This is a genomic window from Streptomyces sp. HNM0575 (genome assembly GCF_012726265.1).
Lineage (GTDB): Bacteria > Actinomycetota > Actinomycetes > Streptomycetales > Streptomycetaceae > Streptomyces.
Map to the genome: position 1 here is coordinate 654,018 of NZ_JAASAG010000003.1, position 15,726 is coordinate 669,743.

A 15,726-nucleotide genomic window follows, 5' to 3' on the forward strand; every position below is an offset into this window, starting at 1 on the left:
GTGCTACGAACTTCCCTTGTGAGAAGGGGAGTTGGTCGCAGAGGACGGGCACGCGGAGCTGATCATTCCTGATTCCGCCGGGCGGCGACCGCACCCGTTTCGGTATGTTGCCCGGGCGGAATCGCCGTTCGGCCGACGTCCGCGGCGACCCTCTTCCACACGTGCGACCCACGGAATCCGAAAGGGACTCATGCCCCCCACGAAACTCATAAGATCCGCCCTCGCCACCGTCGGCGCGGGAACGCTGATCGCCGCCGTAGCCCTGCCCGCCGCGTACGCGGGCGACGGCGGCGACGACTGGCAGTCCGCAGGCAAGGGCAAGACCTCCGGCATCAGCGGGATAGCCGTCTCCGGAACCGCAGGCGCGGCGGACGACGTGGACGCGATCGTCGTCCGCGACAACAAGGAACCCGACGAGAACCGCGTCGCCTCCGTCGCATACCGCGACGGCAAGGACCCGGACGTCGACCCCCTGGACTGGAAGGGCGGATCGCCGCCCAGCGACCTGGAAGCGCTCGCCGCGGTGCCCGGTGAGAAGAACGGCTACCTGGCGGTGGCCAGTTCCGGCGAGGCCTTCCACCTGCAAGTGGCCGACGGCGAGGCGAAGGTCGTGGACACCTTCACCCTCCCCGCCGTCGAATTCGGCGACGAGATCGAGAACCTCGCGCTCGGCACGCCGTCGTCGTCCGCCGCAGCGGCACACGGCACTTCAGCACGTGAGGGGAAACTGGTCGCGGTGTGGGGGGACCGGGGCAAGGACGACCGTCCCGGCACGCTGCACGCCGCTCCGCTGTCCTTCGACTCGTCCGGCAAGAGCCACTTCGGAGACGTGCAGTCGGCGGAGGTACGGGCCCCCTACCCGACCGAGGACGTACGGCACGCCTCGGACACCGAGCTGACCGAGTCCGGTGCGCTCGTGGTGAGTTCGGCCTCCGACCCCGGTGACGACGGCCCCTTCGACTCGGCCGTCTACGCAGCAGGGCGCGTCTCGCTCGACGACTCCGGCGCGGTAGTCCTCTCCGTGGCCAAGGAGCCCGAGGTGCTGAAGAAGTTCGAGAAGCACAAGGTGGAGGCGCTCGCCTGCCTCCCCGGCTCCGACAAGGCCGTCCTCGGTACGGACGACGAGAACGACGGCGGCTCCCTGACCACGGCCGGGGGGCTTTGCGGCGGGTGAAGCCGGACAGCCGGGGCGGGGCAGGGTGCGCACAGCACAGCCCGGCCCCGCCCCGGTGACGGCCTCGCGTGATCACACGCTGCTGATCGCGCGCTCCCGGCCACGCGCTTGCGGCCACGCGTCACCGGTCCCGCGTGACGGATCACTTGGCTCCCGCTCAGCCTCCCGCCGCCTTCAGCACACGGTCGGGCCGGATCGGCAGACTGCGCTGCCGCTCGCCCGTCGCATGCCACACGGCGTTGGCGATTGCCGCCGCGGCACCCACGATGCCGATCTCCCCGATGCCCTTGATGCCGACCGGGTCGTTCGGGTCCGGGTCGTCCACCCAGTCCGCCTCGATGCTCGGCACGTCGGCGTTCGAGGCGACGTGATAGCCCGCGAAATCGGCGCCGACGACACCGCCGGAGGCGCCGTCCCTGAGCGCTTCCTCATGCAGCGCCATGGAGATGCCCCAGGTCATTCCGCCGAGGAACTGGCTGCGAGCCGTCAGCGGGTTGACGATGCGGCCCGCTGCGAAGATGCCGAGCATGCGCCGCACCCGTACCTCCCCGGTGGCGGGGTCCACGGTGACCTCGGCGAACTGCGCGCCGAACGAATGCCGTTCGGAGGCGGTGAGCGCACCGATGGCCTCGGAGGTGTCCGAACGGGCCGTGATGCCCTCCGGCGGGATGCTGCCGCCCAGGGCCAGCTGCTCCCGCAGATCCCGGGCGGCGATCGTCACCGCCCAGCCCCATGAGCGGGTGCCCATCGAGCCGCCGGCGATCATCGCCTGACCGAAGTCGCTGTCCCCGATCCGCACGTTCACCCGCTCGGTAGCCACATCGAGGGTCTCGGCGGCGATGAGCGTCAGTGCCGTACGGGCGCCGGTGCCGATGTCCGCCGCGGTGATCCGCACCGTGAACGTGCCGTCGGCCTCCGCCGTCACCGCCGCCGTGGACGGGATGGCGTTGGAGGGGAAGAAGGCGGCGGCGGTGCCGGTGCCCAGCAGACGGTGCCCCTCGCGGCGCACCCCGGGACGCGGATCGCGGTCCGCCCAGCCGAACCTGCGTGCGCCCTCCTCGAAGCAGGCGAGCAGATTGCGGCTGCTGAACGGCAGGCCGGAGAGCGGCCCGGCCTCTGGCTCGTTGCGGGCCCGCAACTCGATGGGATCGATGCCGCACTTCTCGGCCAGTTCGTCGAAGGCCGACTCCAGCGCGAACGAACCGGGCGCCTCGCCCGGCGCCCGCATGAACGTCGGGCTCGGCACATCGAGCCGCACGATCCGGTTGGCCGTGTGGTGGGCGTCGGCGTCGTACAGCACCCGCCCCACCCCGGCGCTCGGCTCGACGAACTCGTGCACGCTCGAAGTGAGGCTGAGGGAGTCGTGCTCCAGCGCCAGCAGCCGCCCGTCGGCGTCCGCTCCGAGCCGGACGCGCTGCGTCGTGGGGCTGCGGTAGCCGGTGAGCGAGAACATCTGCCGGCGGGTGAGGACGACGCGGACCGGACGCTGGAGCATCGTCGCGGCCATCACGGCGGCCACCTGGTGTGCGCGTATGCCCTTGGAGCCGAAGGCGCCGCCGACGTGCTCGGACCGCACCCGCACGGCGGACGGGTCGAGCGAGAAGAGCTGCGCCAGCTCGTTGACGACCCACGCGCTGCCCTGGTTGGAGTCGAAGACCTCGAGACGGCCACCCTCCCAGCGGGCCGCCGCCGCGTGCGGCTCCATCGGGTTGTGGTGCTCCTCCGGCGTCGTGTACTCCTCGTCCACGAGCACGGCGGACGAGGCGAGTTGGGCCTCCAGGTCGCCCTTCTCCATCACCGCCGCACCCTGCGGGCCGTCGTGGGCGTAGGCGTCGGGGTGGCCGGCGGAGAACGCGATGTCGTGCGGCTCCTCCTCGTACTCCACGACCAGCGCCTCGGCGGCCTCCCTGGCCTCCTCCGGCGTCTCGGCCACGACGAGCGCCACCGGCCAGCCCCGGTGCGGCACGCGGTCGTTCTGGAAGACGGCGATGGTCGGGTCCGGAGCGCCGAGCATTCCGACGTAGTCGGTGTTCACGTGCGGGGCGTTGCCGTGGTGCAGCACGGCGAGCACGCCGGGCATCTCGAGCACGGGCCCGGTCTCCACGGAGCGGATGCGGCCGCGGGCGACCGTGGACAACGCCAGCCAGCCGTGCGCGAGTTCGGCGAACGGGATGTCTCCCGCGTACCGCGCCGCCCCGGTGATCTTCTCCAGGCCCTCCACACGGGTGTGCGAGGTGCCGTGCGCGCCCTTCGGGGACGTCGTTCCGGTCGTGACGGTCGTCATCGGGCGGCCTCCTCGCCGAGTTCGGTCAGCACGGCCACCGCCAGATTGCGCATCAGGGTCACCTTGTATCCGTTCTGTGGCAGCGGCGAGGCCTCCGCCAGCTCGGCGTCCGCGGCGGCGGCGAAGCTGCCGGCGTCCGCGGGAGCACCGGTCAGCGCGCGCTCGGCCGTACGGGCACGCCACGGCCGGGACGCGACCGCCCCGAAGGCCAGGCGCACCTCTCGTACGGTGCCGCCCCGCACGTCGAGCGCGGCGGCGACCGAGCCGATCGCGAACGCGTACGAGGCGCGCTCACGCACCTTCCGGTAGCGCGAGAGCTCCGCGACCGGAGCGGGCGGCAGCGTCACGCCGGTGATCAGCGCCCCGGACGGCAGCGCGGTCTCCAGATGCGGGGTCTCGCCCACGGGCGTGTAGAACTCGGCGAGCGGCAACTCGCCCGTGCCTTCCGCCGTTTCATAGGAGACGACCGCGTCGAAGGCCGCGAGCGCCACGCCCATGTCCGACGGGTGCACGGCCACACAGCGATCGGACGCGCCCAGGATCGCGTGATTGTGGTGCTCGCCCTCTATGGCGGGGCAACCGCTGCCGGGGTCACGCTTGTTGCACGGCTGGGTGACGTCGGCGAAGTAGCCGCAGCGGGTGCGCTGGAGCAGGTTCCCGCCGACCGTGGCCATGTTGCGCAGCTGCCCCGAGGCTCCGGCGAGCACGGCCTGCGCCAGCGCCGGATACCGGCGCCGGACCTCGGGGTGGGCGGCCAGGTCGCTGTTGGTGACGGTCGCACCGATGCGCAGACCGCCGTCCGCGGTCGGTTCGATCCGCCCGAGCGGCAGCCCCGTGACGTCGACGAGCCGGGCGGGCCGCTCGACGCCGGTCTTCATCAGGTCGACGAGGTTGGTGCCGCCGCCGAGGAAGCGCGCGTCGGGGTCGGCGCCGAGCTGGGCGACCGCTCCGGAGACGTCGGCGGCACGCCGATATCCGAACTCCCTCATGCCAGCGCCTCCTTGGAGCCGTGCGCGGCCGCGTGGCCGGCAGACGGTCCGCCCGTAGTGCCTGCCGGGCTCCCGGCCCTCTCCACGACCCCGGCCGCCTGGGCGACGGCCTCTACGATCTGCACATACGCGCCGCAGCGGCACAGATTCCCGCTCATGCGCTCCCGTATCTCCTCCGGGGTCAGCTCCGGCGGTGCCGCTTCGGCCCGTACGTCGCCGGTCACGGCGCTCGGCCAGCCCGCGGCATGCTCCTCGATCATGGCCACGGCCGAACAGATCTGTCCCGGTGTGCAGTAGCCGCACTGGTAGCCGTCGAGGTCGAGGAACGCCTCCTGCACCGGATGCAGCCGCCCGGCGTCTGCCACTCCTTCGATGGTGACGATCTCCCGGCCCTCGGCGGCCACCGCGAGCTGAAGGCAGGAGACCGCCCGGCGCCCGTCGAGCATGACCGTGCAGGCACCGCACTGTCCCTGGTCGCAGCCCTTCTTGGTGCCCGTCAGGTCGAGCCGCTCGCGCAGTGCGTCGAGCAGGGTGGTGCGGTGGTCGACGGACAGCGTGTGCTTCTCGCCGTTGATCTTCAAGGTGATGGCGCTGGACGTCGATTGGTCCATGCTCAGCCTTCTTTCGCGTATCGATGCGCGTCGGGGGCGTCCGGTGGGCAGGGGACGGGCCGGGGCACCGGGCCGCACCGGTGTACGGCCGTATGCGACGACGGCGGCTCCCAGGACTTACTGGACGGGGGAGGGGAGCCGGGCCGGACGCGGCCCCGCTATGGTGGACGTAACCGGACGCCTGTCCGTTACGGGGAACGTACCGGACAGTTGTCCGCTTTGGCAAGGCCGGGGTGGGTTACGGACACGACCCCGCGAGGAGGACGAGTGCAGCAGAAGAAGGAGGCGTCTCTGCGCTCGGACGCACTACGGAACCGCGAGCGCATCCTCGATGTGGCCCTGGCGGAGCTGACGTGCTCCACGGACGTTCCGCTGAGCGCGATCGCCAGGAAGGCCGGCGTCGGGCAGGCCACGTTCTACCGCAACTTCCCCAGCCGCGAGGCGCTGGTGCTGGAGGTCTACCGGCACGAGACGCAGCAAGTCGCCGACGCCGCCGCCCAGTTGCTCAGGACGCGCGAACCGGAGCGCGCCCTGCGGGAGTGGATGGACCGCCTCGCCCAGTTCGCCATGGCCAAGGCCGGACTGGCCGACGCGATCCGCCAGGCCACCAGCGCGCCCGGAAGCGCGGCGAAGCCGGGCCACCAGCCGGTCACGCGTGCCGCCGAACTCCTGCTGCACGCCAACGAGGAGGCCGGCACCATCCGCCCCGGAGTCACGGCGGACGACTTCCTCCTCGCGATCGCGGGCCTGTGGCAGATCGATCCGCACGGCGACTGGCAGCCCCGTGTCAGCCGGCTCCTCGACCTGGTGATGGACGGCCTGCGCGCGGGCGCGCCGGGGCGCTGAAGGCGTCGCGGGCGGAAGGCGGCGCGCGCGGAACATGCGAAGCGTCCCCGAACATGTCGTGCCGCGACGGGAGTTGGCCGGCCGCCGCGCACACGCGCGGGCCGCTGTGCGTCCGCGGCCACCGGGACCGGAGGATGAGGCGGGCGGCCGCGGATCCTCCCGGCGGTCGACGCGGCGCCGCAACTCCCGTGCGTACCCTGCTGATCCAGAGAATCGACCGGCAACCGGGGGCTCACATGGCGCTGTTCGGGAACGCGCACACCATCGACACGTCCACCGCGCAGCGGGACTACGCGCGTCTGCTGGGCCGGAACGAGCAGGTGCACGCCGCGTTCCTGCTGATACGCGACACCATGCTCTTCACCGACCGGCGGCTGATCCTCGTCGACAAGCAGGGCATGACCGGCAAGAAGGTGGAGTACCACTCGGTCCCGTACCGGAGCATCACGCACTTCTCGGTCGAGACGGCGGGGACCTTCGACCTCGACGCGGAGCTGAACATCTGGATCTCCAGCGATCCCACTCCCATTCAGAAGACCTTCACCAAGGGCGTCGACATCTACGAAGTCCAGGCCGTGCTCACGGAGTTCGTCGCGCGCTGACCCCGGGGCACGCCGACGGGCCTCGCGCGCCTCGCGCGCCCCGGCGGCATGTACGGCTGCGCACCCCTTCGGCCTGAACCGGCCCTGTGCGGGAGGCAGCCGGGCCCATAGCGTGTTTCCGCAACGGCTTCAGGCCCGCCGCCGAACGAAGCGAGGTACGTCCCGTGCCCACCGCCGCGGAAGCGCCCGACATCCTCTCCCCGCAGTTCGCAGCCGACCCCTACTCCGCCTACCGGGTCCTGCGTGAGGAGTTCCCGCTGCTGTGGCACGAGGCCACCGGCAGCTACATCGTCTCCCGCTACGAGGACGTCGAACGCGCCTTCCGCGACGAGGCGTTCACCACCCGGAACTACGACTGGCAGCTGGAGCCGGTGCACGGGCGGACCCTGGTGCAGATGAGCGGCCGGGAGCACGCGGCGCACCGCGCTCTGGTCGCGCCCGCCTTCCGCGGCAGGATGCTGGAGGAGAAGTTCCTGCCGGTGATCGAGCAGAACGCGCGCGACCTCATCGAACCGTTACGCGGCACCGGCACCGCCGACCTCGTCGAGGACTTCGCCACCCATTTCCCGATCAACGTGATCGTCGACATGCTGGGCCTCGACAAGTCCGAGCACCCGCGGTTCCACCACTGGTACACCGCCATCGTCGCCTACTTCAGCAATCTCTCCCAGGACCCGGAGATCACCGAGGCCGGGCACCGCACGCGCGACGAACTGGCCGCCTACATGATCCCCGTCATACGGGAGCGCCGGGAGAATCCCCGTGGCGATCTGCTCTCCACGCTGTGCACCGTTGAGGTCGACGGCACGGCGATGACGGACGAGGACATCAAGGCCTTCATCAGCATCCTGTTCGCCGCCGGGGGCGAGACCACCGACAAGGCGATCTCCGGCCTGCTCGGCAACCTGCTTCGCCATCCGGAGCAGTTGGCGGCCGTACGGGAGGACCGCGGGCTGATAGCGCAGGCCCTCGCGGAGACGCTGCGCTGGACGCCTCCCGTCCACATGATCATCCGGGAGACGGACGCCGACGTCGAACTGTCCGGCGGCACCGTCCCGGCGGGCTCCACCGTCAACTGCCTCATCGGCGCGGCCAATCGGGACGCCACCCGCTTCGCGGAACCGGACTCCTTCGACATCTTCCGCACGGACCTGCCCGCGACGACCGCCTTCTCCGCGGCGGGCCCGGCACCTGGCGTTCGCACTGGGACGGCACTTCTGCGTGGGCGCGCTGCTCGCCAAGACGGAGGTGGAGGTGGGCGTCGGCCGGCTGCTGGACGCCATGCCCGGTCTGACGTTGCGAGAGCACTGCACGCCGGTGGAGCGCGGGGTCTTCACGCGGGGACTGGAGGCCCTGCCGGTGCGCTTCACACCGTCCGCGTAGCGGGCCTGTCGCACCGTCCGCGTAGCAGGCCGGCGGGCCCCGGCGGGTGCACGGCCGTGCGGGCGGGCGGGCGCACGTCGTCAACTCCGCCTGGATCAGGGCGCGTCGACCGGTCTCGTCCCTCCCCGGCGTCCGTCAGCTCGGACCCTTGCGCCCCAGGAGATGGAAGACGCGGCTGAGCCGCCGGTAAGGATCGCGCCGAGCCGCTTCGAACTCGACCCTGGCAGCGGCCTCCAGCTGCTTCGCATCGCCCGGGTCCAGCTCGGCTCCGCCGAAGCCGAGCCAGTCGACGAACAGCCACACCCCGTACCACTCCAGCGGCTCCACGCCGCGGTCGCGCAGAAGCCCGCCGAGCTCCTCCACCGTGTCGGCGCGCACAGGCACGCCCAGCACCCCGATCTCGCTCCTGGCGTCGAACGCCTCCAGGGCGTCCTCCCAGCGCTGTTCCAGCGCCGGGCGCACCGCCATCGCGTCGGCGTTGCCGGCCAGGATCGAGACCACGCCACCTGGGGCTGCGCACCGGCACAGCTGGTCGAGCAACGGCTCGGGCTGCTCCAGGTATCCGATCACGCCGTGGCACAGCACGGCGTCGAACTGCCGCCCGTTCACCGCCTCTTGGGCGTGCTCGCCGTCGGCCTGCACGAGCGTGACCCGCCGCCGGACCTCTTCCGGCAGCCGTTCGATCCGCTCCCGGGCCTTGCCCAGCATCGACTGCGACGGCTCGAGCAACGTCACCTCGTAGCCGGCCCGGGCCAGTGGAAACGACTGATGACCCGCGCCGCCCCCGACGTCGAGCACCTGCGCCGGAGTCGCGGGCAGATGCTCCAGCAGTTGCCGGTGCATCACATAGGTGCGCACGCGCCCCTTCACCGAGGCGTAGGCGTCGTCGGCGAACTGGTCGGCCAGATCGGCCCAGGTGTCGGTGTCCTCGTCCACGGCGTCAAGTTACCAGCGGGCGTTGTGAACGGGCTTCCTTCCTCCGGCCTCTGAGCTTCCATCCCGCCTGTGAGCCGGTGCGATACGGGGTGAGGACGGCGTGGACGAGACGGGGCGATTCAGTGGCTCTCTTCGGGTGCGAGTGCGGTGCCCAAGGTCTAGTGTGTTCTGCTCAGCCTCGGCGGTTCGGGAGGGACGACGGCACAGGGGCCACGCCATCGCTGGTCCGGCCGGGGTCACCAGGGGGCTTCGTCGCGCTCGCGCGTCGGCCGCAGGACCCGTGGATGACTCGCGGCCCGCTGTCCGGCCACTCCCACCCGGGACCTGCCGGCGACGACAACGGGGAGAGGACGCATGCCTGACGACGCCCGCGACCGCATCGACGACTTCCGGGACAGCGCCGATGTGGACGCGCAGGTTCTTGAGCAGCTGAAGAACTCCGGTCCCAGCCAGGGCCTCGACAGCACCGGGTCGGTCACGGTCGACCTGGACACGGAAGGACAGCTCGCCGGGATCCGGGTCGACCCCGACTGGCAACGGTCCCTGCGGGACACCGAGTTGGGCTCAGCCGTGGTCGAGGCGTACCAACAGGCCGCGACGAAGCGGCTGGAGGGCTGGGGCGAGGCCGTCGAGCGGGCAGAGACGGATCCGCCCCGGCCCCGGCCACGGCCCGGGATGTCCGACACGGTGGCCGGTCAGCTGTTTGAACGCTTCGAGCAGACGGGCGCGACGATCGACGACACGCGCGCCATGAACCGGCTGCTGGACATGCTCGACGAACTCGAGGGCGCCATGGAGCAGGCCGGCGACGACGTGGACACGATGTCCGCGACCGAGGTCAGCGGCCGCAGCAGCTCGGGGCACGTCACCGCCAGGGTCTCCGGGACGGGCGATCCGGTCGGCCTGGACTTCGATACGCGCTGGCTCGGGCGCGCCCACGCCTTCAACATCGGCCGCGAGGCCGCGGAGGCGCTGGAGCAGGCCCGTCGCCGGCTCGCCGAAAGGACCGAGGAGAGCCCGCCGTTCGCGCGGCTCGCCACCCTCGCGGCCCTCGCCGAGAACCCCTCGGACCTGGCCACGTACCTCGGTCTCGACGACTCCCCGCCCTTCCCCGGTTCCGCCCGCTGAGACCGCCCGCGACCGCCCGACTCGACAGGAGCCACCGATGACCTTCAAAGCGTCCATGGATGCCTTGACCAAGGATGCCAAGCGCTGGGACGACACGGCCTCGATGCTTCAGACCGCCCGCGGCGACTGCGCGGACATGACGCTGCGCGCCCAGGACTTCTCCTTCATGGGCGGCGACGTGCACAAGCAGTACGAGGAGGTGCGCTCGTTCATGGAGGACTACCTGCGGGACGGCGAGCGCGAGACGTCCGGGGCCGGCGACGCGCTCCGCAAGGTGCACAACACCTACGAAGGCAGCGACGAGGCGGCGAAGGACCGCCTCAAGTCGGCGTGGGAATGGCACTGAGCCGCATCAGCCCCCCAGGGGTCCGACCAACCAGCACCGCAACGGGAGAAGAGACACCACGATGGACATCCACGCACTGATCCAGAAGATCGTCGACAAGCTCGACCGCATCCGCGACCTGGTGAACCAGGTCAAGAACAAGATCAACGGACTGCTGTCCCACGTCCCTTCGTTCCTGCACTGGGTCATCTCCAAGGTCGAGGACCTCTGGAACCGGTTCTGCGACAAGATGTCGGAGTTCTGGGACTGGTTCACCGACAAACTCGCCTACGTCGGCGACCCCTTCCTCCTCAAGGACACCGGAGAGAAATGGAACTCCAAGCTCGGCGTCCCGGCCCATAAGCGGGCGAGCGAGGTGGACTCGGACGACCTGATGGTGGACGACAACTGGACGGGCACAGCGGCCAGCGCCTACAAGTCCAGGATCGGCGGCCAGAAGGACGCGCTCGACGCGATCGGGAAGACCTATGCGTCCGGTGTCTCGTCCGCCCTCAACACCATGAAGACCGGGATCTGGATCTTCTGGATCGCGGTCGTGAGCGCGTTGGTGGTGGCCGTCTTCGCGTTCGTCGGCGGGATGGCCGCGGAGGGCACCATCATCGGCATCCCGGTAGGGCTGCTGGCGCAGATCGGGGCAGTGGTGGGATTCCTGCTCGCTGCCGGTGGCGCCACCGTGGCGCTGAAGTTCGCCGCCGACGACTCCGCGTCGGCGCTGCGCAACCTCAGCGGCTACAGCGACAAGTGGCCCAGCTTCGCCCTCGGCTGACCGGGACGGTGCAGATGACCACCAGTGTTCCCGAGGCCACCGTCAGCCGGTTCATGACGGTGTTCGGCGTCCTCGCGCTGTTCTGGACGCTGCTGCACGCGGGGCTCATCGCCGTGGCGCTGACGGCGGGGCCGACGACCGGCTCGACGACCGAGGCGCTCCGGGCGATGACGTACTCCTCGCCGCTCCTGTTGGTGCTCTCCTTCTGCGGGGCCGCCCTTGCCTTCTCCGGCAGGAGGCCGGCGCGCCGGCCGGGACTCGCGGGCGCGGCCTTCCTGGTCCTGGCCCTGGTGTGCGCGGTGGTGGTGGCGACGTGTGCGGCGCTCCTGATCCTTGACGCGGGGCAGTGGGCGCTCGTGCTGGTGGCGATCAACCTCCCGCTGGTCCTCGTGCTGGCCGTCTGCCGGCGGGTGTTCAGGTCGGCCCAGCGCAGCGGGCCGGGTGCAGGGTCCGGCCGGACGGGGACCGGCACGGCCCGATGACGCGCCGGGAACACCCGGCGATGGACGGCGGGTTGCCGCCGGTCGACCGCATCGGCACCGGCCTGCGCCCCTGTTGAGTCCGTACGGGGAATTCTCATGGAGAAGGGGACCGGTGTCGCCACCGGTCCCCTTCTCCGTACCGCTCAGTCCCCGGCCGACCGCCGGAGCAGCGGCGTCAGGCGGTGGCCCACCAGTTCGCGCATCACCAGTGCGGTGCTCGTACGCTCCACCCCCGGTGCCGCGAGGACCTGACCGGCGACGCGGTACAGGTCGTCGGCATCGGCGGCCGCCACCCGCACCAGCAGATCCGTCTCGCCGCTCAGCCCTTCCACCTCGACGACTTCGGGGATGCGCGCGAGCGCCTCGGCGACCTCTTCGAGCCTGCGCTGCGTGACGCGCGTGGTGATGACGGCGGAGAGCGGATAGCCGAGGGCCGCCGGGTCGATGCGGCGCTCGAACGACCGCAGGGCGCCCCGGCGCCGGAGTCTCGTGAGCCGTGCCTGGACGGTGTTCCGGGAGAGCCCGAGGCGCTGGGCGAGCGCCGCCACGGGCGCGCGCGGCTCCTCGGTGAGCGCGAGCAGCAGCCTCGCGTCGACGGTGTCGAGGGGCTCCTCGCCTGTCACAATGCTCAACCTCGCTGTGCTCCCGGGCCCGTTCACTGAGCAGATTGCCCATTGGGCTGCGCCGTGATTGTGCGGTCATCATCGCCCTGCTGTCATGTTGATGCAATCTGCTGACTTCGATGCTTCGGACGGACGGCATGAAGACCACGGACGACATGACGGAAGCGGCCCCGGCCGAGGCCCCTGCGGCGCGGCCCGACGGCGGGGCCGACCTGGAGACCCTGCGGGCGGTCGAGCAGCGAGTGCTGTGGCTGGCGACGTCGGTCATCGACCACGCCAACCGCCTGCGCCCCGATCCGTCCGGGCTGAAGGTCGGCGGCCACCAGGCGTCCAGCGCCTCGATGACGTCGATCATGACGGCGCTGTGGTTCCACGAACTGCGCCGCGAGGACCGGGTGTCGGTCAAGCCGCACGCCTCGCCCGTACTGCACGCCGTGAACCATCTGCTGGGCGAGCTGGACGAGTCGTACCTGACCACGCTGCGCAGCCTCGGCGGTCTCCAGAGCTATCCGAGCCGCGAGAAGGATCCGGACCCCGTCGACTACTCGACGGGATCCGTCGGGATCGGCGCGACGGCACCGATCTGGGGCGCGATCGCACGCCGCTATGTGAACGGCCGGTTCGGCGGCTGCGGCACGGGACGCCAGTTCTCGCTGCTGGGCGACGCCGAACTCGACGAGGGCGCCTGCTGGGAGGCCGTACTCGACCCCGCCGTCGCCGATCTCGGCGAGGTCGTGTGGATCGTCGACTTCAACCGGCAGTCCCTGGACCGCGTGGTGCCGAACATCTCGGCGACCCGGCTGCGCGGGATGTTCGACGCCGCGGGATGGCAGGTCATCACCGTCAAGTACGGGCGTCTGCTTGAGGAGTTGTTCGCGAGGCCCGGGGGCGACGCGCTGCGCGCACGCATCGACGAGATGACGAACCCGGAGTACCAGCGGCTGCTGCGCTGCTCCGCCGGGCAGCTGCGCGAGCGTCTGCCCGGCTCCGGTCCGGGACGCGAGCCCGTGGCGCGACTGCTGGCCGGGCTGGAGGACGACTCGGTGGTCTCCCTGCTGCGCAATCTCGGCGGGCACGACCTGGGCGCGCTCATCGAGGCCTACTCCCGCATCGACGACTCCCGGCCCACCGTCGTCTTCGCCTACACCGTCAAGGGACACGGGCTGCCGACGGCCGGTCATCCGCAGAACCACTCGGCGCTGCTGACCGGCGAGCAGATGCGGCAGCTGGCGGAGCGCGTGGGCGCCGACCCCGAGGTCCCCTGGGCCCGCTTCCCCGAGGGCAGCGCCGAGGCCGCGCTGTGCGACCGTACGGCGGCGAGGCTGCACCGCGACGAGGTGCCGCCGGCGCAACCCCCGTCCCTGCCCGCGGACTTCGGGCGCACGCCTTCCGGGAAGGGCTCCACACAGCAGGCCCTCGGCAGGGCCCTGCTGGACCTGACACGGGAGGCCTCCCGGGCGGCGGAGCATGTGGTGACCGTCTGCCCCGACGTCGCCTCCACCACGAACCTCGGCGGCTGGCTGAACAAGGTCGGCACCTGGTCCGCCACGAAGCGCCGCGACTGGTTCGACGACGACGCCGAGACCATCCTGCACTGGCGCGAACAACCGGGCGGACAGCACATCGAGTTGGGCATCGCCGAGACGAATCTGGTGAGCCTCCTGGGCGAGCTCGGCGCGACGTGGAGCCGGTGGGGCACGCCGCTGCTCCCGATCGGCGTGGTCTACGACCCGTTCGTGGGCCGGGCCCTGGAGCCGTGGTCGTTCGGGATGTACGCGGGCGGGCAGTCGATCCTCGTCGGCACGCCGTCGGGCGTGAGCCTCGCCCCGGAGGGCGGCGCGCACCAGTCGGTCATCACGCCGTCGATCGGTCTGGAACAGCCGGGCTGCACGGCTACGAGCCCGCCTTCGCGCTCGACGTGGAGTGGTGCCTGCTCGCCGGTCTGGCCGACCTCGGCAAGGCGGGCGGCAGTTCGACGTACCTCCGGCTGTCCACCCGTCCCGTGGACCAGGCGCTTGCCGCTGTTCCAGCCGACCCCGCGGCGCGTGAGCGGCGGCGCCGGCAGGCCGTGGCCGGGGGCTATCCGCTGCGCCGGCACGAGGCCCCGTCGGTGACGATCGCGGCCGCCGGCGCCATGGTCACGGAGGCGCTCGCAGCGGCCGAACGCCTCGAAGGGCTCGGCGTGGGCGCGGACGTCGTGTGCGTCACCAGCGCCGACCTGCTCTTCCGGGCGGTACGGGCACGGCAGGGCCTCCAGGACGGCCCGGACTGGATTCTCGGCCAGACCTTCCCCGCCGAGCGGGCACGTCCGATGGTGACGGTGCTCGACGGGCACCCGCACACGCTGGCGTTCCTCGCCGGAGTCAACGAAGTGCCGAGCCGCACGCTGGGGGTGACCGGATTCGGGCAGAGCGGGAGCCTCGCGGATGTCCACCGGTACCACGGCATCGACGCGGACGGCATCGTAGGGGCGGCGCTGGACCTGGCCGGCTGACTACGATGAGGGGCGTGCGACCGGTAGTTGTGCACATCGACGTGCCCCAGCCGCGGGAAGAGGTCTACGACTTCCTGGACGTCCTCGCGGCCCACGAGGAGTTCACCGACCACATGCTGCGCGAATGGGAGTGCTCCGGGCCCGCGCGCGGGGTCGGCTCCGCTGCCCGCGTGACGGCGGTGGCCGCCGGCCGGCGCGACCGCATCCGCATCGAAGTCGTCGCGGCGGAGCGCCCGTCGAGGATCGTCGAGCGCAACACCGGCGCTGGCGGCCGCCGCGTCGCGCACGGCACGTACGTGCTGAGGGAACTTCCCGGCGGCGGTACGCGGGTGCTGTTCGAGTACGCATGGCAGAGCGCGCCGCTGAGCGAACGGCTGGCCGCACCGGTGGTCAGGACGCTGCTGCGGCGCGCGAACCGGCGCGCCCTGCGGCGGCTGGCCGATGTGCTGCCCACCGCTATGGGCAGCCCTCGGGCAAGGCGGCCCCGGAGTCGCAGAGGTGCCTGATGGCGGCGGCGAAGGAATAGCAGTCGAAGAGCGCCGAATGCTCGTCTCCCGCAACCGGCTTGGACAGGCCGAGGACTTTCCACAGGCGCCCCACGTTCGCCGATTCCGTCGCCGGCGCGAGGGTGTTGACCCAGGGCCGGAGATTCATGAAGCCGACGTCGAGGAAGCCGTGTTCGACTTTTTCACCGCGAGCCCGCGCCCAGCCCACGTTCTCACCGAGAACCACCATGTCGTTGCCGTACGAGAGCACGGTCCGGCCACCGCGGCAGAACTCCAGGAAACCGCCGAGCGCTTCAGCCGGAGGAAGTCCGTCCCGGTCCACTTCTTCCTGACGGATTCCGGTGAGACCCGTGAAATACGGCGACAGTTCCGGATTGACCACCGGCCGGACAAGGGCTTCGTACTCGTCGACGACCGTGTGGTCGGCGTCCATCCGCAACGCGCCGATCTGCACGATCTCCCGAAGCTGCCCCGGTGCCGTCCAGTCCTGTTCGAGAGCCCCCGGCCAGGTGGTGAATTCGAGGTCGAATACGACAAAGGTGGGCAAGGTCGTACC

General features: G+C 71.1%; 14 protein-coding genes and 2 pseudogenes. 10 read left to right on the top strand and 6 right to left on the bottom strand.

Annotated elements, in window-relative coordinates; genetic code table 11:
- Window positions 1-190 precede the first annotated feature (190 nt).
- Window positions 191-1,174 carry a hypothetical protein gene (locus HCC61_RS10800; protein ID WP_206322303.1) on the top strand — a complete coding sequence of 328 codons (984 nt, stop codon included), beginning with the start codon at window positions 191-193 and terminating at the stop codon, window positions 1,172-1,174.
- A gap of 157 nt (window positions 1,175-1,331) precedes the next feature.
- On the opposite strand, the gene HCC61_RS10805 is transcribed toward HCC61_RS10800, so the two are convergent.
- The 3 genes from HCC61_RS10805 to HCC61_RS10815 are packed head-to-tail and all read right to left on the bottom strand — an operon-like array spanning window position 1,332 to window position 5,058.
- On the bottom strand, window positions 1,332-3,458 hold the full coding sequence (locus HCC61_RS10805) for a xanthine dehydrogenase family protein molybdopterin-binding subunit (protein WP_169135064.1): 2,127 nt from the start codon (window positions 3,456-3,458) through the stop codon (window positions 1,332-1,334).
- Window positions 3,455-4,447 carry a xanthine dehydrogenase family protein subunit M gene (locus HCC61_RS10810; RefSeq protein WP_169135065.1) on the bottom strand — a complete coding sequence of 331 codons (993 nt, stop codon included), beginning with the start codon at window positions 4,445-4,447 and terminating at the stop codon, window positions 3,455-3,457. The genes HCC61_RS10805 and HCC61_RS10810 overlap by 4 nt, the downstream gene beginning before the upstream one ends.
- Window positions 4,444-5,058 (bottom strand): 2Fe-2S iron-sulfur cluster-binding protein, encoded by a 615-nt coding sequence (locus HCC61_RS10815; protein ID WP_169135066.1) that lies wholly within the window; start codon window positions 5,056-5,058, stop codon window positions 4,444-4,446. The genes HCC61_RS10810 and HCC61_RS10815 overlap by 4 nt, the downstream gene beginning before the upstream one ends.
- A gap of 267 nt (window positions 5,059-5,325) precedes the next feature.
- Here HCC61_RS10815 and HCC61_RS10820 point away from each other — a divergent pair, with 267 nt between their 5' ends.
- The 3 genes and pseudogenes from HCC61_RS10820 (at window position 5,326) to HCC61_RS10830 (ending at window position 7,889) form a co-directional block, all read left to right on the top strand.
- Complete coding sequence (locus HCC61_RS10820) at window positions 5,326-5,904, top strand: TetR/AcrR family transcriptional regulator (RefSeq protein ID WP_169135067.1); 579 nt, start codon at window positions 5,326-5,328, stop codon at window positions 5,902-5,904.
- Between the two features lie 236 nt (window positions 5,905-6,140).
- Window positions 6,141-6,506, top strand: coding sequence for a PH domain-containing protein (locus tag HCC61_RS10825; RefSeq protein ID WP_169135068.1), 366 nt, complete (start codon window positions 6,141-6,143; stop codon window positions 6,504-6,506).
- 164 nt (window positions 6,507-6,670) lie between these two features.
- A pseudogene (locus HCC61_RS10830) lies at window positions 6,671-7,889 on the top strand (cytochrome P450).
- A gap of 135 nt (window positions 7,890-8,024) precedes the next feature.
- Here HCC61_RS10830 and HCC61_RS10835 read toward each other — a convergent pair.
- Window positions 8,025-8,825 (bottom strand): methyltransferase, encoded by an 801-nt coding sequence (locus HCC61_RS10835; protein WP_346777129.1) that lies wholly within the window; start codon window positions 8,823-8,825, stop codon window positions 8,025-8,027.
- Window positions 8,826-9,179: 354 nt separating this feature from the next.
- On the opposite strand from HCC61_RS10835, the gene HCC61_RS10840 reads away from it, so the two are divergent.
- From HCC61_RS10840 to HCC61_RS10855, 4 genes are all read left to right on the top strand, one after another.
- Window positions 9,180-9,953, top strand: a complete 774-nt coding sequence (locus tag HCC61_RS10840; protein WP_169135069.1) for a hypothetical protein — start codon at window positions 9,180-9,182, stop codon at window positions 9,951-9,953.
- A gap of 37 nt (window positions 9,954-9,990) precedes the next feature.
- Window positions 9,991-10,299, top strand: coding sequence for a hypothetical protein (locus tag HCC61_RS10845; RefSeq protein ID WP_169135070.1), 309 nt, complete (start codon window positions 9,991-9,993; stop codon window positions 10,297-10,299).
- Window positions 10,300-10,360: 61 nt separating this feature from the next.
- Entirely contained in the window at window positions 10,361-11,065 is a 705-nt protein-coding gene (locus HCC61_RS10850; protein WP_169135071.1) for a hypothetical protein, read from the top strand.
- A gap of 14 nt (window positions 11,066-11,079) precedes the next feature.
- Complete coding sequence (locus tag HCC61_RS10855) at window positions 11,080-11,547, top strand: hypothetical protein (RefSeq protein ID WP_169135072.1); 468 nt, start codon at window positions 11,080-11,082, stop codon at window positions 11,545-11,547.
- 143 nt (window positions 11,548-11,690) lie between these two features.
- On the opposite strand, the gene HCC61_RS10860 is transcribed toward HCC61_RS10855, so the two are convergent.
- Window positions 11,691-12,170 (bottom strand): Lrp/AsnC family transcriptional regulator, encoded by a 480-nt coding sequence (locus tag HCC61_RS10860; RefSeq protein WP_169135270.1) that lies wholly within the window; start codon window positions 12,168-12,170, stop codon window positions 11,691-11,693.
- 155 nt (window positions 12,171-12,325) lie between these two features.
- Between HCC61_RS10860 and HCC61_RS10865 the strand changes: the two are divergent.
- Window positions 12,326-14,664 (top strand): annotated as a pseudogene (locus tag HCC61_RS10865) (pyruvate dehydrogenase).
- Window positions 14,665-14,669: 5 nt separating this feature from the next.
- Window positions 14,670-15,170, top strand: coding sequence for an SRPBCC family protein (locus HCC61_RS10870; RefSeq protein ID WP_206322306.1), 501 nt, complete (start codon window positions 14,670-14,672; stop codon window positions 15,168-15,170).
- On the opposite strand, the gene HCC61_RS10875 is transcribed toward HCC61_RS10870, so the two are convergent.
- A complete protein-coding gene (locus tag HCC61_RS10875) occupies window positions 15,121-15,717 on the bottom strand; it encodes a 3'-5' exonuclease (RefSeq protein ID WP_169135074.1) in 597 nt (198 codons plus the stop codon). The two genes, HCC61_RS10870 and HCC61_RS10875, sit on opposite strands and share 50 nt — an antisense overlap.
- Window positions 15,718-15,726 lie beyond the last annotated feature (9 nt).